This window comes from Microcoleus sp. F10-B2, from assembly GCF_036704965.1.
Taxonomy (GTDB): domain Bacteria; phylum Cyanobacteriota; class Cyanobacteriia; order Cyanobacteriales; family Microcoleaceae; genus Microcoleus.
Map to the genome: position 1 here is coordinate 1 of NZ_JAUBTB010000098.1, position 24987 is coordinate 24987.

At 45.3% G+C, this 24987-nt stretch carries 20 protein-coding genes and 1 pseudogene; 7 read left to right on the forward strand and 14 right to left on the reverse strand.

The annotated features are described in order from the left end of the window. On the forward strand, window positions 1–366 hold a 366-nt coding region (locus tag QUA99_RS27175; RefSeq protein ID WP_333242855.1), incomplete at its 5' end, for a hypothetical protein. A 171-nt stretch (window positions 367–537) separates the two neighbouring features. On the opposite strand, the gene msrA is transcribed toward QUA99_RS27175, so the two are convergent. From msrA to tmk, 3 genes are all read right to left on the reverse strand, one after another. Next, window positions 538–1011: a peptide-methionine (S)-S-oxide reductase MsrA gene (gene msrA / locus QUA99_RS27180; protein WP_333242898.1), complete on the reverse strand. Its 474-nt coding sequence runs from the start codon at window positions 1009–1011 to the stop codon at window positions 538–540. Between the two features lie 39 nt (window positions 1012–1050). Next, window positions 1051–2013: a DNA polymerase III subunit delta' gene (locus QUA99_RS27185; protein WP_333242858.1), complete on the reverse strand. Its 963-nt coding sequence runs from the start codon at window positions 2011–2013 to the stop codon at window positions 1051–1053. Between the two features lie 263 nt (window positions 2014–2276). After that, window positions 2277–2945: a dTMP kinase gene (tmk, locus tag QUA99_RS27190; protein WP_333242860.1), complete on the reverse strand. Its 669-nt coding sequence runs from the start codon at window positions 2943–2945 to the stop codon at window positions 2277–2279. A gap of 105 nt (window positions 2946–3050) precedes the next feature. Here tmk and QUA99_RS27195 point away from each other — a divergent pair, with 105 nt between their 5' ends. Continuing rightward, complete coding sequence (locus QUA99_RS27195) at window positions 3051–3398, forward strand: hypothetical protein (protein ID WP_190659999.1); 348 nt, start codon at window positions 3051–3053, stop codon at window positions 3396–3398. Window positions 3399–3586: 188 nt separating this feature from the next. Here QUA99_RS27195 and QUA99_RS27200 read toward each other — a convergent pair whose 3' ends face one another. Then, a complete protein-coding gene (locus QUA99_RS27200) occupies window positions 3587–6250 on the reverse strand; it encodes a heavy metal translocating P-type ATPase (protein WP_333242863.1) in 2664 nt (887 codons plus the stop codon). A gap of 600 nt (window positions 6251–6850) precedes the next feature. Beyond that, on the reverse strand, window positions 6851–12343 hold the full coding sequence (locus QUA99_RS27205; RefSeq protein WP_333242866.1) for an AAA family ATPase: 5493 nt from the start codon (window positions 12341–12343) through the stop codon (window positions 6851–6853). A 682-nt stretch (window positions 12344–13025) separates the two neighbouring features. Between QUA99_RS27205 and QUA99_RS27210 the strand changes: the two genes are divergently transcribed. The 4 genes and pseudogenes from QUA99_RS27210 to QUA99_RS27225 all read left to right on the forward strand — a co-directional run. Beyond that, window positions 13026–13343, forward strand: coding sequence for a transposase family protein (locus tag QUA99_RS27210; protein WP_333242900.1), 318 nt, complete (start codon window positions 13026–13028; stop codon window positions 13341–13343). A gap of 527 nt (window positions 13344–13870) precedes the next feature. Beyond that, entirely contained in the window at window positions 13871–14083 is a 213-nt protein-coding gene (locus QUA99_RS33280) for an IS1/IS1595 family N-terminal zinc-binding domain-containing protein (RefSeq protein WP_445251047.1), read from the forward strand. A 228-nt stretch (window positions 14084–14311) separates the two neighbouring features. Further along, window positions 14312–14554 (forward strand): hypothetical protein, encoded by a 243-nt coding sequence (locus QUA99_RS27220; RefSeq protein ID WP_333242869.1) that lies wholly within the window; start codon window positions 14312–14314, stop codon window positions 14552–14554. A 210-nt stretch (window positions 14555–14764) separates the two neighbouring features. Further along, window positions 14765–15106: pseudogene (locus QUA99_RS27225) on the forward strand (IS1 family transposase); the annotation flags it as partial. A gap of 132 nt (window positions 15107–15238) precedes the next feature. Here QUA99_RS27225 and QUA99_RS27230 read toward each other — a convergent pair. The 8 genes from QUA99_RS27230 to QUA99_RS27265 form a co-directional block, all read right to left on the reverse strand. Beyond that, window positions 15239–15850, reverse strand: coding sequence for a HEAT repeat domain-containing protein (locus QUA99_RS27230; protein ID WP_333242871.1), 612 nt, complete (start codon window positions 15848–15850; stop codon window positions 15239–15241). A gap of 61 nt (window positions 15851–15911) precedes the next feature. Continuing rightward, the gene (locus tag QUA99_RS27235; RefSeq protein WP_333242873.1) at window positions 15912–17192 is read right to left on the reverse strand and encodes a HEAT repeat domain-containing protein; all 1281 of its coding nucleotides are present in this window, start codon (window positions 17190–17192) and stop codon (window positions 15912–15914) included. A 348-nt stretch (window positions 17193–17540) separates the two neighbouring features. After that, window positions 17541–18035: a bleomycin hydrolase gene (locus QUA99_RS27240; RefSeq protein WP_333242876.1), complete on the reverse strand. Its 495-nt coding sequence runs from the start codon at window positions 18033–18035 to the stop codon at window positions 17541–17543. Between the two features lie 84 nt (window positions 18036–18119). Then, window positions 18120–18674, reverse strand: a complete 555-nt coding sequence (locus QUA99_RS27245; RefSeq protein ID WP_333242879.1) for a bleomycin hydrolase — start codon at window positions 18672–18674, stop codon at window positions 18120–18122. A gap of 270 nt (window positions 18675–18944) precedes the next feature. Further along, entirely contained in the window at window positions 18945–19619 is a 675-nt protein-coding gene (locus QUA99_RS27250; RefSeq protein WP_333242882.1) for a HEAT repeat domain-containing protein, read from the reverse strand. A gap of 385 nt (window positions 19620–20004) precedes the next feature. Beyond that, window positions 20005–20577 (reverse strand): HAD family hydrolase, encoded by a 573-nt coding sequence (locus tag QUA99_RS27255; protein WP_333242885.1) that lies wholly within the window; start codon window positions 20575–20577, stop codon window positions 20005–20007. Between the two features lie 309 nt (window positions 20578–20886). Beyond that, window positions 20887–21795, reverse strand: a complete 909-nt coding sequence (locus QUA99_RS27260; RefSeq protein WP_333242887.1) for a HEAT repeat domain-containing protein — start codon at window positions 21793–21795, stop codon at window positions 20887–20889. 13 nt (window positions 21796–21808) lie between these two features. After that, window positions 21809–22618 (reverse strand): pentapeptide repeat-containing protein, encoded by an 810-nt coding sequence (locus tag QUA99_RS27265; RefSeq protein ID WP_333242890.1) that lies wholly within the window; start codon window positions 22616–22618, stop codon window positions 21809–21811. A gap of 100 nt (window positions 22619–22718) precedes the next feature. Here QUA99_RS27265 and QUA99_RS27270 point away from each other — a divergent pair, with 100 nt between their 5' ends. After that, a complete protein-coding gene (locus tag QUA99_RS27270) occupies window positions 22719–23627 on the forward strand; it encodes a phosphodiester glycosidase family protein (protein WP_333242892.1) in 909 nt (302 codons plus the stop codon). A 426-nt stretch (window positions 23628–24053) separates the two neighbouring features. On the opposite strand, the gene QUA99_RS27275 is transcribed toward QUA99_RS27270, so the two are convergent. Continuing rightward, window positions 24054–24623, reverse strand: a complete 570-nt coding sequence (locus tag QUA99_RS27275; protein WP_333242895.1) for a phycobilisome protein — start codon at window positions 24621–24623, stop codon at window positions 24054–24056. Window positions 24624–24987 lie beyond the last annotated feature (364 nt).

A 24987-nucleotide genomic window follows, 5' to 3' on the forward strand; every position in this document is an offset into this window, starting at 1 on the left:
CGGCCCATCCCACAAGAGAAAAAACTTTTTGTGGGACGGGCCGGAGAGCCCGTCCCAGCTATTTTTGCAAGAGGTCTTTTTTTTACAGTCCTGGACGCATCGGGAGCGGTGCGAAACCGTTTTTTTTACGCCCGCGTGCGGTCTACAACGAGTCTTTTCGTGGTAAAAAAACCCGGTTTCTCAACAATCGTGCCTAAGTCCTATTTCAGTCCAAACGCCTCTATTTCTAAGAGCGCTTTTTGTTTGGAAAAATATAATTTCACTCCTGGACGCACGCTTCCCAAAAAACCCGGCTCGATCGTTGTCGCGATCGAGCGTATACAACCAAATTACGTGCATAAACCGGGTTTTTGCGTCCTTGACTGAATTTAATAAATCTTTTTCTGACTCATGATTAATGATTTATTACTAGGTAGGTAGAAATAAACAGGGCGTGGGGGACGCCTGGTTTGGCATTAATCATAAACTGTGGCTAGTATAGATCGTTGCTTTAGCCGCCCCTAAAATATTTTATTTTTTGTCGCGTCTGCCTACTTGTTAACTAATAACTTCTGACGAATGCCGTTTCTTCTCAATATATTGCTGGTGGTAATCCTCTGCCATATAAAATTCACCAGCAGGTTTGATTTCGGTGGCAATATCTTTGTCGTATTTACCGGAAATTTGCAATTTTTGTTTGGAAAGGCGAGCGGCTTTTTCTTGTTCCCAATTGTGATAAAAAATCACAGACCTGTACTGCTCCCCTCTATCGGGGCCTTGGCGATTGATTTGGGTAGGATCGTGACAGTTCCAGAATACATCTAGCAGTGTTTCGTAACTCACCTGCGATCGATCGTACTCTAGCAGGACAGCTTCAGCGTGACCGGTGACTCTGGCGCAAACATCCAGGTAGCAGGGATTCGGCCAGTGACCTCCTGTGTAGCCCGCAGCAGTCGAGACGACACCCGCAACGGCGCGAAACTTGTGTTCCACTCCCCAAAAACAACCGGCGGCAAATGTGGCTTTTTCCATCGTGTTACTCATCGTATTGGGTTCAAACTTGGCACTAGGTTATGCTTGACATATTCCCATTAGTGTGCATTCCCAAACTAATCGCGGCTGTACGTAGTTTAGCAAATATTGTCGTGCTTTTTCCAAGGGTTCTAAGGGCGATCGGCTAATTCCCCCTGCCAAAAATTGCTGCCAGTAACAGTGCTGTAAATAATCGATTAACCACAACTGAGATTCAGTATCTAAAGTTTTATCAATTTCCTTGGCCAATTCCAAAGCAGACCGCAGATTTTGAGGCAACTGCTTCACCTTTTGCAGCAAATCATCGGGTATTGATTGCAGTTGCTGCCAAATAGTAATTGCCTCGCCAGGACTTCCCTGAGCCATCCCCATTACCTCGGGATGGGATAAAATATCTGCGAATCCGGCTTGCTGCAAAACTTGTGCCATTGCTTCGGGATTCAGCCGAGAAAACTGGATTTTTTGACAGCGGGAAATCAAAGTGGGCAGCAAAGCTTCCAATGTCGGAGCAATTAAAACGAGCGCTGCTTTTCCGGGTTCTTCCAAGGTCTTTAACAAGCCGTTAGCAGCTCCCTCGCCCATTGTTTCTGCTTGTTCCAAAACTACGACTGAACGCGCCGCTTCTAGCGGCGGCCTGCTGAGAAATTCACCGATTTCTCGAACTTGTTCTAAGCGAATTTGTGGCGGTGCTTTCCGCTTTAAACCGGCTTCCTCTGCTTCCTTTGGCGACAGCCGTTTGCCTTGGTTCATGTAAGTTGGTTCTACCCAGAGCAAGTCTGGATGATTTCGCTGCCGCACGCGATTTTCCACGGAGGCTATGAGTCTGGTTTCGGGAAGATTGGCTGAGAATAACAGCTCAATGAAACACTGGGCTGCTAAACTTTTGCCGATGCCGTTAGAGCCGATAAATAAATAACCGGGAGCAATTCGGTTTCGCTCGACTGCTTGAGTCAGCAATTCTACTGCTCGCTCTTGTCCGATTAATGATGTGAAATAATTCATGTTTGTTAAAAATACCAAAAGGTTATCGTGCTTTAACTCACATCTTGCACCATTCTCGCTTAACAGGCTTTCCGGCCTGTTAAGCGAGAAAATTCACTCTTTGTGGAACAGGCCAGAAAGCCTGTTCATAAAAGGATTATTGAGAATGGTGCAACATATGAGTTTTAACGAACTGCTAAATAATTGTTGAGAGTTAAAAATGTTAAATTGTAAGTGGCCGGAGCCGGACAGGGCATTGCCGTGTTTCTACAGATTATGTAGCGCTACTTTTCAGAATTGGTATTATTTAAATATCCCCAAGCTTCTAACCTGCGAGTTACAATAGTTTGAATTTGCTGAGCGACTTCATATTCAGGGAGATCGCCATTGATCCGGACAATTCGAGATTTATTTTCCTGGGCTAACTCCGCAAAACCTTGCTGTACAAGGCGGTGAAACTTCAAATCTGCTTGCTCGATCCGATCGCACCTTCCCCGAGCCCTTACCCTCGCCAAACCCGCCTCCACATTAATATCCAGCCACAAAGTCAGATCGCTTTCCAAGCCGCCGGTGGCAATGTCATTCAACTGCTTAATTAAATTTAAGTTAAGACCGCGACCGTAGCCCTGATAAGCAATCGTAGAGTCAGTAAAGCGATCGCACAAAACAATTGTTCCCTTCGATAACTCTGGTTTAAGAAAAGTTTCGACGTGCTGAGCGCGATCTGCCGCGTACATGAGTAATTCTGCTCGATCGGATACAGATTCGCCCGCATCTTGTTTCAGCAGCAAATGTCGCAGTCCCCTTCCCAACTCCGTACCCCCCGGTTCGCGAGTAGCCAGCAACGGGACTCTCAGAAAGCAACTTGCTTGCAGGAACTGTATCAAGCGCTGCATCTGCGTAGTTTTCCCCGCACCTTCAACCCCCTCAAACACGATAAGTTTGCCCTTCATTGCCCTAACTTCCCACCGGAATAAAATAAATCCATATTGTTCTGTGCATCTCTTCTAGGTTCGGTATGATAATAAAGTCTAAATGCCTCACGGCTGGAGTTGTCTATGGCTCGCTATACTGGTTTTTTTATCGTTGCCGTTCCGATCGACCGTCTCCGTCAGTCCCTGATTGAAATTTTAGAGTCATGCAATCTTGATATTATCTACAATACAGGAGATTCCGTCATGGCTCGCGAACTTCCCGGTCAAGTTTCGATTGCCAAACTTGTCACCGCAGAAGTCCTAATTGAGAAAAACACGGCTAGCGACTCAGAGGTTCGCATGAACTTCGTGATTAAAAACGAGGAACTGCCACTGCAAACCAACAACCACTGCCGTCAAATGTTCGAGCTAGTGAGCCGTTCAATTATGAACAACAATAATTGGCGTCTCTTGGAAAGTATGGCACTGTAGCCATCAGTCAGTCAATTTAAGGTGTGAGATTTTCGATTGACTCTACAGATGAATCAGAGGGATCTAACTAACGTCGAAACTTCTTGGCTATCGACTCCTGGTGTGAGGGGTTTGTCTCCCTCTTGGGAGGAGGTCATCAGTCATTAATTTCTAACTAATGACCGATGACCTCCTACTTTTATCTGTCATCAATCAATTGAAGATCGAAATCCCCGGCGCAAAAACAAAGAATTTGTCACCACGCTAACAGAACTAAACGCCATAAATGCTCCGGCCGCTGCAGGACTGAGTATAATTCCGGTTGCAGGCAGCAAGATACCCGCTGCAACCGGAATTCCCAGAGTATTGTAACCAAAAGCCCAAAATAAATTTTGGCGAATCTTGTTAAAAGTAGCGCGACCCAGCTCGATCGACTCAACAACATCCATCAAAGCATTTCGCATCAGCACAATTTGAGCAGTCTCAACTGCCACATCCGTGCCGCAGTGCAAACCGATACCGACATCCGCTTGAGCCAAAGCCGGGGCGTCATTGATACCATCCCCCACCACAGCCACTTTACAGCCTTGGGCTTGCAAAGTCGCGATCGCCCGAGCCTTCCCCTCCGGCGGCACCTCGGCCAAAACATCAGCCGCCGCCAAACCTAGCTGCTGCGCCGTAGCTGCCGCCGCAGACGGCGTATCCCCCGTCAGCATCATCACCCGCAATCCCATGCCACGCAAACGTTCCACCGCCGCCTTAGCATCCGGCCTCAGACTATCTTTTAGCCCGATTACCCCCAGCAAAACGCCCCCAGAAGCCACGTAAACCGCCGTTTTGCCTTGCAAAGACCCCGACAATTCCGTCGCCACAGCGACCCCCTGCTCCTTCATCCACTCGGCATTCCCCGCGAACACCCGCCGGCCCTCCACCAAAGCAGAAACCCCGAATCCGGGTTCCGTGTAGAAATCGTCAGCAGCTAGCATCGGCAAACCTTGCTGTTGAGCTTCCAGCAAAATCGCTGCGGCGATGGGATGACAAGCGCCCCTTTCTACCGCCGCCGCAATTTGCAGCAGTTTTGAGTCAATTGTGGAACAGGCATCTTGCCTGTTGCCAGAAACTCCATCAATTGTGGAACAGGCATCTTGCCTGTTGCCAGAAACCCCATCAATTGTGGAACAAACATCTTGCCTGTTTCCAGAAAATCCATCAATTGTGGAACAAACATCTTGTTTGTCTCCAGAAACCCCATCAATTGTGGAACAGGCATCTTGCCTGTTTCCAACATTAATATCGGAGTTCAAATCCCACTCTGAATTCTGGAAAATCGGCAAATAATCTGTGAGTGTGAGATTTCCGGTTGTCAGAGTGCCAGTCTTATCAAAAACCACCGTATCTAATTGATGCACCCGTTCTAAAACATCGCCACCGCGAATTAAAAGTCCGCGCTCCGCCCCGATGCCAGAACCGACTAAAATTGCTGTTGGGGTAGCCAGTCCCAAAGCGCAAGGACAAGCAATAACTAAAACTGCGATCGCCAATTTCAAACTTAACAGCAAAGGCGATTGATAATGGATAATGGATAATTGATTTCCCATATTCATTGCCCCGTGTCCCATATTCATTGCCCCGTGTCCTAAAAGCACAGAAGGCCAAATATGAGTACCGGCAAAATACCAGAATAGGAAAGTTAAAACCGATATCGCCATTACCCCATACACAAAATATCCCGCGACAGTATCAGCTAAATTTTGAATCGGCGCTTTGCGAGTTTGGGCTGCCTGCACCAAAGCCACCATTTGAGCTACAGTTGTTTCCTGACCGGTGCGAGTTGCCCGCATCACAATTGCCCCGGATTTATTGATAGTTCCCGCCGCAACTGTATCTCCTGGCTGCTTCAAAACCGGCAGCGATTCGCCAGTCAGCATCGACTCATCTATGGTTGTTTTGCCTTCGGAAACTTCGCCGTCTACCGGTATTTTTTCCCCGGGCAAAACTTGCAGCCATTCTCCGACTCGGACGCGATCGGCTGGAATTTCAATGTATTGTGGATTGTAGACCCCAGATGTCGAATTTAAAGGCAATTCTTCCGATCGCAAATCTAAACTCGGGAGTTTAAAATCAACTAAGCGGGCAGTCGCCGGCTGCAATGCGATTAAAGCTTGCAAAGCTGATGTAGCGCGCCGTCTAGCTTGCTGTTCGAGAGTTTTGCCCAACAAAATAAAGCCCAGCAGCATCACCGGTTCGTCAAAAAAGCACTCCCATCCCATCCGTGGAAACAGCAGCGCGGCGTTGCTAGCGGTGTAAGCTGTAACAGCGCCTAAAGCTACCAAAGTATTCATGTTGGGTGCATTTCGCCACAAACTGCGGCACCCGTCAACGATAATCGGGCGGCCCGGTAGCAGCAATGCTAGGGTGGCGAGTCCCCAGTGGAACCAAATATTGCTGAGAATTGGGGCTTTTGTGCCGAGTACGTGACCTAAACCGGATAGAATAATTAAGATTAGGGCGATCGTCAATTGATTAATTTGCTGTCGAATTTCTTGCCGTCGCCTTTCAATTGTTGCCGCTTCTGCTTCCCGCTGATTGTCTCCTAAACGAGACTGAGAGGGAAATCCATTATCAGTCAATTTTTTCGCTAAAGCCTCTGCATCCACAGCCCCCGGTTGACACTCAACCGTCGCGACTTCTACGGCCAAGTTTACGCAAGCTGAAATTACGCCTGAATACTGCATTAGTTGGCGTTCAACAGCTTTTGCGCAGCCGGCACATTTCATCCCCCCGACATCGAAAGTAACAAGTTCTGGCGGTGATTCTTTAACTGGTATGATTTCTGGTTGAATTTCTGCGATGGTTTTGGGGACAAATTGCATGGGTGTTTTTCGGTATATATTAGAATATTTCGGTGCTTGTGAAAGGGTTTAACGCACTGTTTAGACAAATGTCTATATTTTTATCATAGATAAAGTTTGTGGCATCTTCCAAAAGTGTTAGGTTTTTTTAATTCTTCTTCATCCCTGGCGGTTTCAACCGCCCATTTATAGATGTTTTTAGTTGAGTGAAGTACAGATATAGTGTAGGATACGGCAGTTTCTGTACGTATCAACTTAAATTTGAAACCCCACAATGAATCTCGCTGTTAGCTGAGTCTCGATCTCCCTTCTTCATGGCAGAGTTGTTTCGCCGTCAAATTTATCAATTTATCTAACCATTATGCTGTAAAGTGTTCAGATATTTCCTTGTAATAATAAAATCAAAAATATTAAAAACTCCTCTTCCCCTGACGCGGAGATGCTTTGTCAAGACGAAAATCGGAAATTGAATCGTAAAATAAAACCGCCCTCCGTAGTCGCTAGTTCCTAGCAATAAAGTCATACCCTGTTGTTCGTACCCCGTACCCCGTACCTCTTTCTTCTAATAACTGAGTTCTGAGTTGCTCGGTGATAATTGCGTTAAAGGCTACTACCAACTGCTCATCCCGGAATAGAAATCACAAACTCCGAACCCTTCCCCAAAGAAGAATTCACTGCTAACGTACCTCCATGTTTTTCCACAACAATTTGGCGGCTTATCGACAATCCCAATCCGGTTCCTTGACCCACAGACTTGGTTGTGAATAAGTGGTTAAAGATGTTTTTCTTGACTTCGGCTGACATCCCCACTCCATTATCCTTAATCCGAATCAAAACCTGATTGTTGTCTTCGCTCAGAGCAGTTTGAACCGTGATTTGATTGGGTCGGGCTTTAATTTCACTAAAACTGCGCCCCTTATTTGACTCCTCCAGAGCGTCAATGGCATTTGCGAGTACGTTCATAAATACCTGGTTTAACTGTCCGGGAAAGCATTTCACGAGGGGCAAATCACCATACTCTTTCACAACTTCAATGGCAGGGCGAAACTCGCTGGCTTTTAAACGGTGCTTGAGAATCAGCAGAGTGCTTTCGAGTCCGTCGTGAATATTGAAAGCAACGGGTCGATCGCTATCGGCCCTCGAAAACGTTCTCAAACTCGTACTGATATTGCGGATGCGATCGACTCCCTCCTGCATTGAGCCAATCAATTTGGGCAAATCTTCTCGCAAATACTCCAAGTCTATATCCTCGATTTCTGCTTCTATTTCCACTCCCGGATGGGGAAATTTTTCTTGATAGAGGTCAATCAAATTGAATAAATCCCCCACGTAGTCTTGAGCCGGCTGCAAATTGCCTGCGATAAAGCCTACGGGATTGTTAATTTCGTGGGCTACCCCTGCGACTAAATTTCCGAGAGCAGACATTTTCTCACCCTGCACCAATTGCAACTGCATCTGTTTGAGATCCTGGATAGAATGCTCTAGTTTTTGGGCATATTCCTGAGATTGTTGATAAAGCTGTTGAGATTGCTGATACAAGCGGGCGTTTTCCAGCGAGATGGCAGCTTGGGAACACAGGATGTTGAGGAGGGCGACGCGATCGCCAGTGAAGGCCCCCGTTGTCAGATTATTTTCCAAATAGAGAATTGCCATCATTTTGCCTTGATGGATAATCGGAGTACATAGGATGCTCTTAGGTTCCTGCTGCTGTATGTACGGGTCAGAAGTAAACATTAATTCAGTCTTTACATCATCGAAAACTAGGGTTTTTTCGGTACGTTTGACGTAATTAATGACAGTCTGGGGAATTGATTCGCTCTCCCCTATCCCAATAGTTTCTTGCAAAAGACAGCCTTGCTGCTCGCTACAGTGGACGGAGATTTTCCAGTTCTCCTCTTCTTTCAAAATTAATACTCCTGTTTGAGCACCGGCATTCTGAATCGCCACTTGCATCAGGGTAGTAAGCAATTGTTCGAGCTTAATTTCGCTAGACAAAGCTTGATAAGCTTTGATAACAGTTGGTAAATCTATTACTGTGGTACTCGTACTCCCAGTAATTGTTTGGCGACTACTAGAAATCAATGAAGTGTGACTGGAGGTAGTACCTTCCTCAAACGAACGAGCTTTTTCCTGTTTTAAGATAGGAGCCAGCAGTTCGGGATAGCGTTGTTCTAGATCGTCGATTTTTGCTTTCGCTCCCCAACGAGCATAAGCATAGTAAGCATCTATTAGATATACCTGGGCAATTTTTTCTTTCCCCCATGCCAGGTAGAATTTAGCAGCCAATTCATTTGCCAGAGCTTCTTCGTTGAGATAATCGTTTTCTTTAACCAGCAAAATGGCGCGTTCGTAAGCCTCCATCGCCTGCAGGTTTTCACCCAGCACTCGGAACAGTTCGGCTTCCACTAGGTAAAATTTGTGCGAGAAATTCATGGGGGCGTGATGCGCCCATTTATGAAGGATTTCCTGGTTGCTTTTCACTTTTTGCAGATGTTCTTGTTTCTCTTCGGATGAACCCAAATCAGTACAAACTCCCAGCCGTGCTAGAGAGTCATAAAAGTAGAACATCGGTACGTTGAGCATACCCGTCACCGCGTCTAAATACTGTTCGGCTTGCCGAGCATTTTCTAAAGCTTGCTCGGTTTCTCCAAACAGGTAACATACAAGCAGTTTATGAAAATAAAAATAGTGGAGTCCGTTTCGGTCGTTTGCTTGGATGTGAAATGGGAGCATTGTTTCTTCATTGTAGGCATCACCCACAAATTGACAGGGATTTTCCGATCGCCCAAGCAGATTTAATAAAGCCTGATGAACAATTTGAGTGTAATTTAACGCTGCTTCTTGTTTGAATTGAGCCAGCGCATGGCAGTAGGTGGCTACTTCCTCTTCGAGACCCGCGATTTCTCGACCGGTTAAATATGAATATTGAGAGATTTCTTTGGCTGAATATCCCAATTCTAGCTCTCCGGTTTCCAGTCCTATGGCGTAACCCTCTTTTAAAAGAGGAATGGTCTTTTTAACATGATGTTTGCCGTGTATGATGTGAACTCCGACTGTATAATATACTTTAGTTTTGAGGTAATTAGCATTAAATAAATCAACAATATTTAACGCCAATTGTCCAAATTCAAACCCTGTTTCAATGTCTTGAACTACACCGCTTAATACCAATCCATACAAGCCGTAAGCAAAGGCAGATAAGGGAGCATTCCCATAACTAACCGACAAATGAACCATTTCCACAATAACCAGTGGCAGGAGAAGTGGAGCCGTGATGTAGGCTGGAGAAACTAAACCTGATAGAATCCGCAAGGCTGCTTGCTTTTGGAGATTTTCCATTTCTGGCAAATCAATAAAGTCCGCGATTTTTTTACCCGCAAAGAGTGACGCGGTTTGTTCTAGTCCCTGCTGAATATCTGCCGGAGTTGGATTTTCTGGAAAGCAGATTCCCAAGAGTTTGAGAACTGCTAACCCCATCTCAACGGCTTGTTTGGGTTTGACTTGCGCCGTACAAGCAGAAAGCTCGATTTCATACACTTTCACCTTATCCAGCAGCGTTCTGGCATTGTGCAGGACTAAATCAGCTAATTCCTCCATGTCCTGAAAATCATAGCTCAGGTATGCGGTTTCTGCCCCTAATACGTGCAGATCGAGGGCTGTTTCATAGTGAGTGTGCCAGCTATCGGGAGCTAGGATTTGCCTGCCAAAACTTAAATATTTGCGTGCAGCAGCATAAGCAGTAGCAGTCTTCGCTTTGTGTCCCGCGATCAAATTCAACTCAGCCAGTTGGTAACGTTCTGTTGGTTCGGTAATTAAATCAACACCATAATTTAACTGGTTGACTATATTAAAAATTTGCTCTTGCCTTTCAGTTGTCGGAGTATTAATCAACAAAAGTTGACCAATATTGAGGTGAGTGGATTGTTTCTGGGATTCGGGAATCAGAACGTAAGCTGCTTGCTGTACGCGATCGTGCATGAATTTGTAATAACACGAGTCGGGATTCTGGAACCACGAGTCAGAAGTATTGCTTTCTCCTTCTGAATTATGATTTCTGAATTCAAACTCCTCTGAAGTGAAAAACTTATAAACTTCAGTCAGTGGGAGAATCAACCCTGCTTGCAAAGCAGGCCACAAGTTTGCTGCCGTCTCGGAAGAAGATTTTTCACAAACGACCGCCAGCGTAGCTAAATCGAATTGGTTGCCAATGCAGGCAGCTAACTTTAAAACTTCTTGTGTCTGGAGTGGCAACTTTTGCAATTGCAGCGCCATGAACTCTACAACATCATCTGTCAGGGCTAAGGTTCGCACGGCGGCAATATCGCACTGCCAATACCGAGCCTCAAAATTAAACGTAATTAGCCCATCTTCATGCAAAAATTTGAGAAATTGCGTGCTGAAAAATGGATTGCCTTGGGTTTTTTGATCTACCAGTTCTGTTAATGGCATAGCCAACGCTTTAGAACAAGCTAAGGTATCGGCAATCAAACAATTCAAATTGAAGCAATCGAGCGGCGCGAGGGTAATGGTGTTGACCGTAGCTCCTGTTTGTTGAATGTCGGATAATGTCAGCACCAAAGGGTGTACGGAACTGACTTCGTTATCTCGATACGCTCCAATTAACAAGAGATAGTGGCGATCGCGATCGCTCGTCAGAACTTGAATCAAGTTCAATGAGGCTGAGTCTGCCCATTGCAAGTCATCTAAGAAGATGACCAGGGGATGTTCTTGGGTTGTGAAGAGTTGAATGAACTTCTCAAATAACCTATTGAATCGATTTTGGGCAGCACTGCCGGAAAGTTCTGGTGCGGGGGGTTGCTCTCCGACAATCCGCTCTAGTTCGGGAATTACCTCAACGATTACCTGAGCATTCTCGCCCAATGCTGCTAGGATTTGAGTCTTCCACTGCTCAACTTTAGCGTCGGTTTCGCTTAGTAATTGCCCCATTAAATCGCGAAAAGCTTGTACAAAAGCTGAGAAGGGTTGGCTGCGCCCAAATTGGTCGAATTTGCCTTTGATGAAGTAGCCTCTAGCTGCGACAATCGGTTTGTGAACTTCGTTCACTACTGCGGTTTTTCCAATGCCTGAGAAGCCAGCCACGAGCATCATTTCGGCACTTCCTGCACTCACGCGATTGAAGGCTGCCAGTAGGGAGAATACTTCGTTCTCTCTACCGTATAATTTTTCGGGGATGATGAAGCGATCGCACAAATCTCGCGTTCCCAATTTAAAGGAAGATATTTTACCTCTCTCTTCCCATTCGTGCAAACAAGTTTCCAAATCAAACTTGAGTCCTAGGGCACTTTGATAGCGATCTTCTGCATTCTTTGCCATCAGTTTGCTAACAATTTCAGACAGCACCAATGGAACGCTTTTGTTGAGTTGATAGACCGGGATAGGCTGCTTGGCAAGGTGACAGTGTACTAACTCTATCGGATCGTCGGTTTGGAAAGGCAACTGTCTCGTTAGCAGTTCGTAGAATGTAACTCCCAGAGAGTAGAAATCCGTGCGGTAATCAATCCCTCGGTTCATCCGCCCAGTTTGTTCGGGAGATATGTAAGGTAAAGTGCCTTCAAGGACATTGGGATTTTGAATTTCTTGAGTTTGGCGGGGCAACAGGGAAGCGATGCTGAAGTCAATCAGCTTGACTTGTTTGCTGGCAGGGTTAATTAAAATGTTGGCGGGTTTGAGGTCTTTATGGATGATGTGGTGGCGATAAAGTCCGTCCAGGGCGCTGGCAATTTGAATTGCAATCGGAAGAAACTCGTTAACGGGCAAGCCTTTGAGGGCTTCGTTGCTCGCGAACACTAGACTGGCGAGGTAGCTACTTAAGGAAATTCCGCCAAAGTCTTCCATCACCAGAGCATAGTGGTTGTGGTAAGTCTCCAGGCTGTATGCCTTGACAGTGCCGGGGATCTCTAAGTTTTTAGTAATGACGTACTGGTTGCGGAAGTGAACCAGTTCGTTGAAGCGGGGAAAGTCATTTCGCAGCAGTTTGATAGCGACTGGCTGCCCGTTTGAACACCGAATGCCGCGATAAACTAGAGTTCGATTGCCTGCGTATATTTGCTCGTTAATGTGATATCCTAGAAAAATATTTGTTATGCTAGCCATACCTACCTCTTCCTAGTGCTGCTGTCAAGCCTGAAGCTTTTTAGAGTTACTATCTACTATTTTCGCTCTATCTGCCGTGCTATTCATTAATTATATTGGTTTTAATCTACTTTGTAGATCGAATTATGAAAGTGCGAGTTGAAAAAAAGAATTGAATTTTTTATGTAAAAGCTGTTGATACTGGTGTTGAGACTAAGTACAAAATGACTCAGGTAAAGCTTATTGAAGGACAGCAGTTCAGGGAAGAGGAACTTCAGAGGCTAATCATGTACGTAAGAGTGTTTTTGAAACCGATGCTTGAATGCGATGCTTGAATGCGATCGCCTACACGCAGTCTTGCATAGTAAGTATAATTAAAACTTCCACTATATAGATGCAAGGGGCGCTATTTTTATGAATAAAATACTAAAGTTCTCCAATCATATTGGAGAGTTTTTTATATAATAAAATATTTTTTTACTGGCGCGAGATATTCTTTGTCTCATCATATTATTATTTTTGTATATATAAATTTTTCCAGTATCCTTTCCTACTGATTTGTGTCTAGTTTTAGGAAAAACTATTATGAAAACAGCGAGGATTTAAGTTAAATCTGAAAAAATTAATGACAAAAATACTGAATATACCTGGTGCAATCGTCCAGGATAGCTTAGAGACAGAATAAATAATTATTTAAGCAGTTATCGTCAAAAATAAAACAGTATTTTGCCCAAGATGCGGACAAAAAAGCTGCCGTATTCATCAAAATAAAACGCATTTAGTTAGAAATTTGCCAATTACTAATAAACAAGTAATTATCAAAGTAAATCGCCAACAGTTTAAGTATAAATCCTGTCAAAAACCTGTTAGCGAACTCTTATATCTTGTTGAAAATTGCAAGAAATTTACTCAAAAATACGGCGAAAGTATTGCGGAACAAGTTATTAATAATAGTGCCAAAAAAATCAACAAATTAACAGCCGAACAAGTTGAATCAATGGTTATGGATGGCAGCAGCTAAAAGTATGATGAAGGTTGATATTGAGATTTTTTTAGATGAGAAATAGATTGAGTTAGCCTAGTTAAATGCCAGAAAAAGTGATTGTTGTGTTAGTAGATTTATCGACACATAATCTATTAAGTTTAACGCCATAAAGAAAACAGTCAGAGATAGAATAAGTGATGCTGAGATGGGAGAGAAATTATTATCTCAAATTCAAAAATTTTGTGGTAAATATGTAGTGATATCATGTCCGATCGATTGACCGCGATTAAAGGCCGGGGCGGGTTTACAGATTTTCCCGTTTCTCTTCAATATCTGGTGAGGGGATCCCCTACAGGAATCATGGTTAATTGACCGGACATGATATGAAAGGTAAATATATAAACTAAAAATACTTTCATTTTTACACTTGGCGGTGGTTATTTATTTGCCTCGGCAAGTGGTTATTTTGACAATTAGCTTGCTCTTTAATTAAAATCGATTTTTCAAGCCTATCTCATATTAAATGCTATAATTCTTAAAAAATATCAAATTTTTCAGTAATTATCCTTACTTCTCGACCTGACTGCCCTCGTTGTGGTGCTAACCGTATTGTTAAAAATGGCAGAATTCACAATAAAAAACCTAAATATCAATGTCTAAATTGCGACAGGCAATTTGTGGGAAACCCTAACAATAAAATTGTTGATAAGCATACGTTAGATTACCTTGACAAAATGTTAGTGGAGAAAATTCCCTTAGGAATGAGAATTAAATAACTTACACTCTTGAAAGTGGGGTGGGCGTCCCGCCCGCCCTTTTTAGACGGGCGGGACGCCCATCCCACCATAACAATTAAAATTGTAAGTTATTTAATTTGCGATCCTTAGCAGGAATTGCGCTTAAGCTGTCGCGCATTTAAATTGTATATTCTCCGCAGGCGGGACGCCCACCCCACAAGACGGGGAATTGTTTTTTAACAGACAATTTAAATGTAGAAAAGCTTAGTGACTAGCATTTCTCAAAAATGGCTTCAAAATTACGTTAATACTAAATATGCTTCAGTTCCTCAACAGGTAAAGGTTTCAAGCAAACATAAATCTCAATTAAACATCGAATGTGATGAAGCTTGGTCATTCGTTAATCATCAAGGTAATCAGCCGTGGATTTGGTTAGCATTGGATAAACGGAACTTACCCCTGCCGGGGGTAGTTTCGGTGGCTGTATTCTTTGAGCTGTATTCGTTTTAGCCATTTGGCAGTTCCAATTTTGTAGCCATGTATTTAAGATTTTCTTAATATTTATAACCAAAGTATTGCTGTATCATAAAATTAACTCAAACCCGCTCGACATAAGGGTTGTAAAAAGTTGTAGTCATGTACTTGATTTTCCCGCTCCCGGAAAGTCTTGCCCTGTAATGGTTTCAGAAGAAATGAATCTTATGTGCGGGGTAAGTTCCGGATAAAAAAACTAGGGAAATTGTCGGTTGTTATCTTGGCGATCGCAGCGAACAAGGGGCTAGAGGATTATGGAATGCTCTCCCATCCATTTATCGGCAATGTGCTGTTTGTTATACTGATTATTGGGCGGCACCTCAGCAATTTATCCCAAGAAAACGGCATAAAGCGGTGGGTAAAAACAGTGGGCTGACCAACCATATTGAGAGGTTTAATCATACGATGCGTCAAAGGATTTCTCGGTTGGTCAGGAAAACTTTGTCTTTTTCTAAAAAGTTAGAAAACCACATTGGCGCTATATGGTATTTTATCCATCATTATAATGCGCCGCTATCTATGTACTAATTTTTTCACTACATATTTACCGCTACCAAATTTTTTGGTTTACTGTACAAATCAGCAATTAATTCCGAATCCAGCTAATTCTGATTATCCGGTTACTTATATTAAATGAATGAGCGATCGCACTGACTGCAACTAACCGCCGGAATTCCACTGACTCACCTGCTGCAACCGAGACAAAGCACTTTCGGCAGACTCGCGAATGTAAGGATCGGCATCGGGATTAGCCGCCATCTCCTCCAAAACCTGCTTCGCTTTTGTACCTCCAATCGTAGCCAACGCACCTGTTATCGCCACAGCTAAGGCAATATTGTCAGTATTTTCGATCGCCTCCGTCAAGATTTCCAACGCCGGCAAGCCAATTTGTCCCAGGGCCATAACAGAGGAAATGTAAACGACCGGATTCGGATCGCTGAGTGCTTTTTGCAGCCCTTGCATTCCGAGTTCGGGAAAAGTTAGATCTGGATAGTTGACAGCGATCGCCGTTAATGCCTTTGCACAACTCGCCTGAATCGTGGCATTTTTGCTATTGAGTAGAGAATCTACCAGCGACGGTACAGCCTCAGCACCGATTATCCCCAAAACTTGTACTGCCGATCGGCGATAAACGACATCTTCCTCCTCCAAAATTCCCATCAAGCGGGGAATAGTGGTTTCGTCGCGGGTTTCTGCTAATTCGCTCATTGCCCGCTTCCGCAGGTGCGGATTTGGATGTTTTAGCTGTTGGAACAACTCTTCTTTAGGCATTGTTAAATCTCAATAATTTGTAATTTGTAATTTGTAATTTGTAACTAACAAATCTCGTTAATTACAATATTGCTGCGCTTAAACTCGCTGCTTTTGCCCGAATCAGCAAATCCTCATCGGTCGCCAAAATCTCGCAGCCGCTGTTGTCTCCTAATTTTTCCAATGCCATCAAACTAGCATATTTCAAATCCCAAACCGGAGTTTCCAGGCAAGTTTTGAGTTCCGCAATAGCCCGCTTGTCGCCTATTTCGCCGAGGGCAATGGCTGCGGCGGCGCGGGATTTTTGGAACTGCGGTTCTCGGTTGTGCAGCGCTTCTATTAGTAAATTGAAAGCAGGGGCGTATTTGAGCCAGCCGAGCAGTTTCATGACGTGATAGTGCGCGCCGTAATCGTTGTACGCTGATTCTGCATAAGTTGCAAGTAAGGCATCCGGTGCTTCATTTTTGTAGGATTCTAGGAGGGTTTTGGTTGCCAGATAACAACGCCCAAAATCGGTTTCGTAGAGTTCCTTAATTGCAAATTCGAGGCTTGGCAGTTTGTCGTATTCGTGCACTAAATCGAGGTCGTCGGGCCGATCGTAAATTATTCGATCGAGAATCGGTTCAATTTCTGCAAAAGTAATCTCTCCGGCCGGTATGCCGACACTCGCCAGCATCCGCACAGCCCGCAGGCGAAAAACCACAGACACCGGACAGCGGGAAATCTCAGGAATTGCTTTGTAATATTTGGCATCAATTAAGTCTTGAATGCTGCTGCGGCGAGCGTTAACATTGATGCTTTGCAGCATTTCAACCACGCGCGACATCTGCGAGTAATCCCCTGAAAAGTTGCAGGTGGTGGTGATAGCCGCCCCTTGAATCATCTCGTCTTCTGAATCTGCAAACTTGCGAATTCGATCTAGTGCTGCTGTGTAATTCAACTTTGCCAAAGCCTGAATAATTACCCGATAACTTTGACCGGGCTTGTCTAGGAGTTGAGCAATATCTTCTAAAATATCGGGATTTTGCGTGCCGATTTCCCCGATCGCCCAGACTGCATTTTCTACCACGTAACAGTCATCGTCATCCAAGCAAGAGTGGAGGGAGGTTAGTGCAACTTTTGCCTGCAAGCGCCCCAAGGTTTCTGATGCTTTGCGTCGAACTGCGCGATTGTCTAGGTTTTGGTCGGGATTTTCCACTGCCCCAATCAGGGCAGCAATCGACTGTTCTGTAGAAAAATTTACTAAATGAGAGGCTGCAATGTAGCGGTCGTAAGGGTCGTCTAGTTTGTCCGCCGGCGTTTCCAAAATGGCGATCGCCTGTTCTTCTGTCAGATTAAATAAATTAAAAAAACGTTTATCCATTTACCAATTACCAATTACCAACAGCACGACACGGAAAACACGGATACACGGATTAATTTTTTTTATTCCTCTAACCCCATGCACGACACGGAAATCATGGATACACGGATGATTTTTTTACTTCATCCTCATAACTACTGATTAATAACCAATAACCAATAACACATAAATTAGTCAACTGACAACAGTCAACTGACAACTGATAACTGACAACAGTCAACTGACAAATGTTAAGGGACTCTTAGCGCGACACTAAACCCGATTTAGGCTTTCGCAGCGTCCCAAGAGTCCCCCTACGACCGATCGAACTTGCGTCCAACCTAGCCGTCAATTATGCGATCGAACTTTCTAGGAAAGAGAGTTAATCGTGTAGTCAAGGAGAGCGCGGAACTCAACCAATGCTTGAGGAGACATATCGCGAGGAGCGCAAGCGCGATCGCGGGTGTACACCAAAGCAGCAACGTAAGGAGCTGTAGGCAAGTTCAAGGCGCGGTAAACTTCGCGTTGACCGGCAATACCCCATTCATCGAGAGGGCCGGTGCCGCCAACTACCAAGGAGTAGTTGATCAAGCGCAGGTAGTGCTTGATGTCGCGCAGGCACTTGTCTTTCTTGACTTGAGTTTCGTTGGCTTCGCCAGCGTTGTTCAAGTAAGGATATTTTTTGATGCAAGCATCGTAGCCTTCTTTAGCAACTGCATCGATTCCAGCAGCCAGCTTTTCAGCAGCTTCTAAACGAGCAGCAGCGCGCTGAATGCTTCCTTGAACGGATTCCAAGTCAGAAGTGGTGGGGAAACGCCCCGCCGCATCAGCAGCCGAAACTACTGTGGTGATTACTGATTTCATGTTCTGAGATCTCCAGAAATAGATTTTTGACAGTTTGTTTCAATTCAACTGGCAAGGGAGCCAGTAACTATTCGCCTGCTTTAACTAGCTCAGAGCAGCACCAACGCGATCGAAGTAGCTAGCAGCTTCAGAAGCCAGAGAGGAGCAGTCACCTTGAGCTGTTTCCATTTTGCGGAAGCGGTTACCAGCTTGAGCTTCTGTATTGGTGCTGTTGATGTGGGCAACGGAGCTAGCTTTCATGATTTGAACTGCACGGACTGAGGAGCCAGAAGGGACGCCCAGAGCGCTGTAGGTTTCTTTCAAGCCGTTCAAGCAACGATCGTCCAAAACGGAAGCATCACCAGCCAGCAGAGCGTAGCTAACGTAGCGCAGGATGATTTCGCCGTCGCGCAAGCAAGCAGCCATGCGGCGGTTGGGGTAGCAGTTGCCACCGGCTTGAATCAAGCCTTGGTTTTCGCAGATCATGCCGGCGACGGCATCAGAAACTATGCAGCTAGCGTTGCTGGCGATCGCGTTTACTGCATCCAAGCGCTTGTTGCCTTCAGCAATAAAACTTTTCAGTGCAGCGAGTTCAGCGCCACCAATTGTACCTGTTTTGGCATCTGCCGTGATTACGGCTCTGGAAAATGCGTCTAGCATTGAGCTCTCCTTGTGAATAAAAGGTAGAAATCTTGTTATTTAACAAGTCGACTTTGAACATAAAAGACAACAGGCCTTCCAGTCTCATTTATTAGAAACAAAGTAATAATCTGTAACATTTCCCTGTCTGGGGCATGGGGCATCCGGCATCCGGCATTGGGAAGATTTCGGGCTGCAACGAAGCCCCTCCTTAGTTCGCCCGCATTTGCGAAACCATATGTATGGTTGATTGACCCGATGGGGTCGATCGTGCTCGCTGCTGGGTTGTCCTCATTTTTCTGCCAATGTGCCTTCTAAAGCTGCGGCGACTACCCTCCAATGCTCGTCCCGCTGCAGTTGGGACAGCAACTGCTTAGCTTGAGAGTCTTGAGTACCGTGGAGGGCGATCGCCGCCCGCCACCGATTCCGCCAATATGAATCTTGCGCCATAACTGTTAACACACTTAAAGCTTCATCCTTCAAAGGCGAGCTTAAAACTTTTTTGAGAGCAAGAATACCAGCTTCTCGAACGGTTTGCGTTTCATCTTTGAGGGCTGCTATTGCTAGGGCCAACAATACGTCAAAGCGATCTGTTTCCACTAACAAAGAGATTACCGTTTGACGAACCAACCAATTATCGGAAATCTCGAATAGCTGTTGAAGTATAGGAATTGCTGGCTCGCCAAAGTCAAAAATAGAATTAGCTGCCTCAGCGATTACATTACCGTCTGCCTCTTCTGCGATCGTCTGTTGCAAAGCTTGAAAAGATGCTTCGCTGCGGTGATTTCCCAAGCCCATGACGGCAAGGCGCCGCAGGGCAAAATTTTCTTCCCTGGCTAGTTTTTGTAGAATTGGGACGGCGATATCGGCGGGGATTTCTGCAAGTTCGTCTAAGGCGTTTTTGCGGACATTCAGTGCTGGCGCGCGCAGGTTATTTTCAATTTCACTCAGGCGATCGCTGTTCATTTTGTAATCAACAATTAGTAATTGGTAACAGTATAATATATAAATGGATGGTGCGAATTGCGCCGCTTATACCAACTCCGGTAGCATCAGAATTAATATTACCCACAGTCAGGACACCGCGAGAGCAATGCCGTGTCCCTACAATTAATCCGCGTAGGAACACCGGACACTCGCGGTGTCCTCGGTATCATTCCGACGCTACCGGAAACGATATTACTATTCAAAAGTAGGGTGTGCAGTGCACGCATTTCAATTAAATGAACAAGCTCGGTGAGATTTTAAAATAATCACCCAGAGCCTTAGCTTGTGCCTTGCTAATCGCCCGCTTCCCATTCACAACCTCAGACACCACACCGCTCGAACCGACTCGTACCCAGAGTCACAATCAATTACTTTTACTGTTGATAATGTGTGAGGCGCTGTAGAGGTCGGGAACAATGTAGTGAGGGATGCGCTCTGCGCTTTGCAGCAGCGAAGAGCTATCGCGATTAAACTCCTCTAATGTTTCATTGCCGTCGTCAATCAAAATTGTTCGACATCCTGCCCGATAACCCGCTTCAACATCGTTCAGGGTGTTGCCAATGAACCAAGACGCGGCTAAATCAATACCATGCTCGTGAGCTGCTTTCTGAATCATTCCTGGCTTCGGCTTGCGGCAATCACAATCTGCTGATTTATCATGAGGGCAGTAGTAAAACCCATCTAAAATAATGTTACTCTCCCTAAAGAGGGTATCAAGTTCGTGTAGGTACAAAATTAGCTCTTGTTCAGAGAAATAACCCCGCGCTATACTCGATTGATTGGTGATAACCAACAACTTGTAGCCAAGTTCCGACAATAGTCGTAATGCCGCAACTGCATTACTGACTGGGAAAATCTTCTTCGGGTCAACGTTGCAGGGGACATCGACCACTAAGGTTCCGTCTTTGTCTAAAAAGACTGCTTTTTTTAATGCCATGATGTTGCCAAGTCGAGTGAGTAGTTCCCGGGCAGCCTTCTAGAGAGCCTCCAAGTTAATCCAGGTGAAAGGCATACGAGCACGGGAGCATCTCAATGAAAGCAGCCAAGCTATAAATTGGAGTTTTGAGGCAGGAGTTTTGAGGCAGGAGGCAGAAGGAAAGAGGAAGAAGGAAGGAGCCAAAAGAAGTATTTTTACAAATATGAGATGCTCCCGAAATGTCAAGAGCCGATCGAGTAAAGATTCTTTTAACCCACTTGAAGTGGGTTTTGTTTGTCTAGGCGCGGTGAGAAACCGCAGGCTTTGTCTTTAATCCCACTCTTCCTCCTCCGACTTTTTCTCAATCTGCGAAATTGCCAGTTGCAGCACCTGCCGCACTTGCGCTTCCGACTCCTGATTCAAAGCAGATGCCAGGGGTTCCAAAACAACAGAAAACTCCGGCGGATTTTCGCTAACGCCAATTTTCATCAATGCCAAAGCCGCCGCTTTTCGGCTTTCCCAACTTGCATGGTGCAGCAACTCGACGAGGTTGGGAATCGCGGGTTTGTAAGCAGCATTTGCTAAAGCCGATGCTGCTTCGATGCGGACGGTTTCAGCAGCATCTGTGAGAGCATTAACTAACAAGTTGAAGGCAGCTTCTTCGGGTTCTTCTTGAGCGATTTTGGCGATCGCCCCCACAACAGCAGCCCGCACCTCAACCGAATCGGAGGTGATTTCTCGATACAAAGACTCTTTCGCCTTCGAGCCAATAAACGCCAAAGCCCAAGCCGCGTGTCCTTTGGTATTTTCAGAATATTTGGGCGAGGCTAAAACTTCCAGCAGATGCGGTACTGACGGTTCGCCCAACTGGGCGAGAGCGGCAGCAGAAGAACCTTTGACAACGGTATCCTCATCGTGCAAAAAAGCTTCTAGCAGGTTGGGAAGGGCGACGGGATCGCAAATCAGAGTCAGCGTTTTAGCACTTGCCCTGCGCACGACAGGGTTGGGGTGATGTGCTAGAGCTTCCAGCAAAAAAGGAGTTGCTGGTTTGCCAATTGAGCCGAGGGTTTCGGCAAAATTTAGCCGCATCATTCCCCGCGAATCTCCCATACATTCGACCATCTTTTTGAGAAGTTCGCTGTCGTTGGGATTAAAAGTTTCGAGAGCTCTTTGCTCCCTCACTGTTTGCAGCAAAGCGTCGCTTTCTGCTGGATCGATTGCTGTTTGAAAGTCAGTCATGGGATTTGAGATTTTAAATTTTAGATTTTAGATTGATGCAATTCATATCGAACTTAGCATCAGCGAGATTTGCCCCTGTGAAGGAAGTACCCTCAGCATTTCCAATTTCTCGAACAATAGCAGAGAAAGACACAAACGCAAACCAAAGATAAAGCAGCGACAGCAAACCGAAAAACACACCCCAAAACAGTTTGTGAGTGCTGACAAAAGCGCTAGCCGTTGCACTGAACAAAAAAGCCGCTGCGTAAGTCGCCACACTTCCAGCCGATGCGATCGCCACCTTTGCCAATTGGCTGCGAATCCGGGAACTCACAAAAAACATTAACACCCCGCCGATCGCCATTCCAGCAATAGCAGCCTGGGAATTCTTATTAGTTGCAGTGCCAGCATAGAAAAATCCCAACAAAGCTCCTGATAGAATAGCAGAAATTGTTCGTGCAAATCTACCCGCTTTTGAGGTTTCTGGCTGTTTGCCGGCGATCGCCGAAGCGAAGCCAGCAGCGCTCAATACCCCGTACAGCAGCAGAACAAAAGGCCAACTGCGAGACTCCGGTACTTGTCCTTGGGTTCCCAAAATCAATCGAGTCAGAACATCGCCCACAACCAAACAAATCGCGATCGCCCCAGCACTCAAAACAGCAATCTGTCGCCGAGAAAGCCCGATTTTCGCACCGATAAAATTCGCACCCGCTAACTGAGCATTTCTAAAATTGCAGCCTCGAACATCCGCACCGCTGAAATCAGCACCGTTAAGAACTTGTCCTCGGAACGATCGATTTCGTAAAATTTGATTGCTAAAATTATTGGAATCAGAATAATTCATATTTCAAAAAATGTGAATATACCCTCTTTTCTTCTCTCTCTTCTCTTCCTTCGCGTCCTTCGCCTCTTCGCGGTTCGTTAAAAAAAATCTGCTTCACCAAATGAAACTAACTGCTGTACCCAATATCAAACAAATTGCGCCTATCATCGGTCTCGGAATATTGCTCGCACCAATACTACTCTACAACATTCCCTACTTTTTGCGTCCCAAACAAACAAACGAAGCTCGATCGCTCTTTCAAGGAATAGCCTACCGCAGGGAATTTCGACCTAATCCGCGTCCCACCCTAATTCACATTGTTAGCATCGACCTAAAAGCACCGGGAATCGGAATTTTTGTCACTCCCGGAAACCCAACAGCCGATTTAACAGAAACCAATGCCCGCACCGCTACTGAATTCCTGAAAGAATTTAAATTGCAATTAGCAGTCAACGCCAATTTTTTTTATCCCTGCATCGAGGAAACACCTTGGGATTACTATCCCCGCAGCGGCGATCGAGTCAATAATGTCGGACACGCCATTGCCAAAAGCCAAGCTTATTCTCAACCACATTCAAACTTTCCCGCCCTTTGTTTTGATGCCACAAACCGCGCTCAAATAATCGAAAACGGCACTTGTCCTTCGGGAACAGCCCATGCAGTTGCCGGAGATACTTTGCTGGTGAAAAATGGCAAACCCGTAACACAAAGTCAGGAAGAACGCAAACAGGATCGACCCTATCCCCGTGCAGTCGCGGCGATCGACAAAACAGGCGACAAGTTGTGGTTGATTCTGGCAGACGGCAAGCAGAGGCTTTACAGCGAAGGTCTGAAACTGAGCGAAATCACTGACATTTCGATGCAGTTGGGAGCCGAGACAGTGCTAAATTTAGATGGTGGCGGATCGGTAACTTTTGCAGTAGCATCGCCGTCAGGAACGAAACTGTTGAATGCTCCGATTCAGAATAAAATACCCATGCAGGAACGTCCAATTTCCAATCATTTAGGGTTTTACGCGCGGGAGTATTAGGGTTGTAAATTGCGCTTTCATCTCCGATAATCGCGGGTTAAAACTGATTGTACCGCGCACTGCGCCCAAGCCACAGGTTGTAAATAATCGGCGGTTGAAACTACTCCCAGACAAACCAAGTTTGCCTGTGCAGACTCAAATCATATCGTTTCCGGTTGCATCGGAATGATACCGAGGACACGGCAGTGCCGTGTCCCTACCGCGATTAATTGTAGGGACACGGCACTGCCGTGTCCTCCGTTTATATCATTCCGATGCTAACGGATTTGATATCAAGAGGGTGCGCGTACATTCTTAATAGCAAATTCGCCTTAAATACCCGCTCTATTTGTTAGTCACTCTCTCCTAGGACTGGGTTTGTCTAGCAGCAATTAAATCGCAGATTTTGATATTCAAGCCCGCGTTAATTAACCCTCGACTGTAATCTCAACTAAACTGGCTCAACTTTTCAATCAAACGATCGAAATAAGGAGCTAATTTTGCTCGATCGCCAGAATCGCACCGCTTCAAACTAGCCGCTTTGATACCTTCCAAACCCAGCACCATTGCCGGCAAAGGAACGCCCAATTCTTGATAAAGCAAATTCATGTAATGCAGTCCTTCATCGCTGGTAAATTCGGGGGTATTTCCCGCAATTCCATAGGTAATGCAGCGGAGAAAATGCCAGAAATCTCGCCAACAAGCTTCAGCCCTGGCTGGGGGATAAAGGTCGCCTCCCGGCTGAGCAATATTAGGATATTCGGCTAAAACTTGTTCCCGGGCTTCGGATACGATATCCGCCGCACTGTCGCGCAGGAACTTGGCATTACTAACCGATTTTGGTTCGGATGAGTGAAGTTGTTGTAAATCTTCATCGGTGAGATAGCGGCCTGCATCGTCAGCAGCTTGAAAGAGTTGGATTTCTGCAGGAGAGTGGGAACTTTCCCAGGCGGCTAAGCTGACAATTCGGGCTTTCGGGATTAATTCTTTGGCTTTTTCGCTTAATTGGAGAGTCATAGACAAAAAATCGATCGATAATTACTCGCAGATGGCATATTTGAAGTTTACCGCAATTGCGATCGCCGCCATCACCCGAAACCAACTTATATCAATTCCGGTTGCACGAGCGAAATGATTGTTGATTGTTGACTGTTGACTCGGGGTCTAAAAACTGAATGGTTGATTGTTAACTGTTGACTCGACTTTATTATGCCGATTCAACCCGAAACCCACTTAAATCGGGAGTATGCTAATTGAAGATTGTTTAAATTTTGACTGTTCTCCAAAAATTATATCAAATCCGGGTATCCGCTCAATAAGTAGGGGTAGCAGAGAAAAAAAGTAAGCAGAGTACACAAAGTGTCATAAAATAGGACACATG

What these genes read in the sequence shown, in the direction of transcription:
- msrA (WP_333242898.1), bottom strand. Translation starts at nt 1,011, where the DNA reads ATGGAAAAAGCCACATTTGCCGCCGGTTGTTTTTGGGGAGTGGAACAC.
- QUA99_RS27185 (WP_333242858.1), bottom strand. Translation starts at nt 2,013, where the DNA reads ATGAATTATTTCACATCATTAATCGGACAAGAGCGAGCAGTAGAATTG.
- tmk (WP_333242860.1), bottom strand. Translation starts at nt 2,945, where the DNA reads ATGAAGGGCAAACTTATCGTGTTTGAGGGGGTTGAAGGTGCGGGGAAA.
- QUA99_RS27195 (WP_190659999.1), top strand. Translation starts at nt 3,051, where the DNA reads ATGGCTCGCTATACTGGTTTTTTTATCGTTGCCGTTCCGATCGACCGT.
- QUA99_RS27200 (WP_333242863.1), bottom strand. Translation starts at nt 6,250, where the DNA reads ATGCAATTTGTCCCCAAAACCATCGCAGAAATTCAACCAGAAATCATA.
- QUA99_RS27205 (WP_333242866.1), bottom strand. Translation starts at nt 12,343, where the DNA reads ATGGCTAGCATAACAAATATTTTTCTAGGATATCACATTAACGAGCAA.
- QUA99_RS27230 (WP_333242871.1), bottom strand. Translation starts at nt 15,850, where the DNA reads ATGCCTAAAGAAGAGTTGTTCCAACAGCTAAAACATCCAAATCCGCAC.
- QUA99_RS27235 (WP_333242873.1), bottom strand. Translation starts at nt 17,192, where the DNA reads ATGGATAAACGTTTTTTTAATTTATTTAATCTGACAGAAGAACAGGCG.
- QUA99_RS27240 (WP_333242876.1), bottom strand. Translation starts at nt 18,035, where the DNA reads ATGAAATCAGTAATCACCACAGTAGTTTCGGCTGCTGATGCGGCGGGG.
- QUA99_RS27245 (WP_333242879.1), bottom strand. Translation starts at nt 18,674, where the DNA reads ATGCTAGACGCATTTTCCAGAGCCGTAATCACGGCAGATGCCAAAACA.
- QUA99_RS27250 (WP_333242882.1), bottom strand. Translation starts at nt 19,619, where the DNA reads ATGAACAGCGATCGCCTGAGTGAAATTGAAAATAACCTGCGCGCGCCA.
- QUA99_RS27255 (WP_333242885.1), bottom strand. Translation starts at nt 20,577, where the DNA reads ATGGCATTAAAAAAAGCAGTCTTTTTAGACAAAGACGGAACCTTAGTG.
- QUA99_RS27260 (WP_333242887.1), bottom strand. Translation starts at nt 21,795, where the DNA reads ATGACTGACTTTCAAACAGCAATCGATCCAGCAGAAAGCGACGCTTTG.
- QUA99_RS27265 (WP_333242890.1), bottom strand. Translation starts at nt 22,618, where the DNA reads ATGAATTATTCTGATTCCAATAATTTTAGCAATCAAATTTTACGAAAT.
- QUA99_RS27270 (WP_333242892.1), top strand. Translation starts at nt 22,719, where the DNA reads ATGAAACTAACTGCTGTACCCAATATCAAACAAATTGCGCCTATCATC.
- QUA99_RS27275 (WP_333242895.1), bottom strand. Translation starts at nt 24,623, where the DNA reads ATGACTCTCCAATTAAGCGAAAAAGCCAAAGAATTAATCCCGAAAGCC.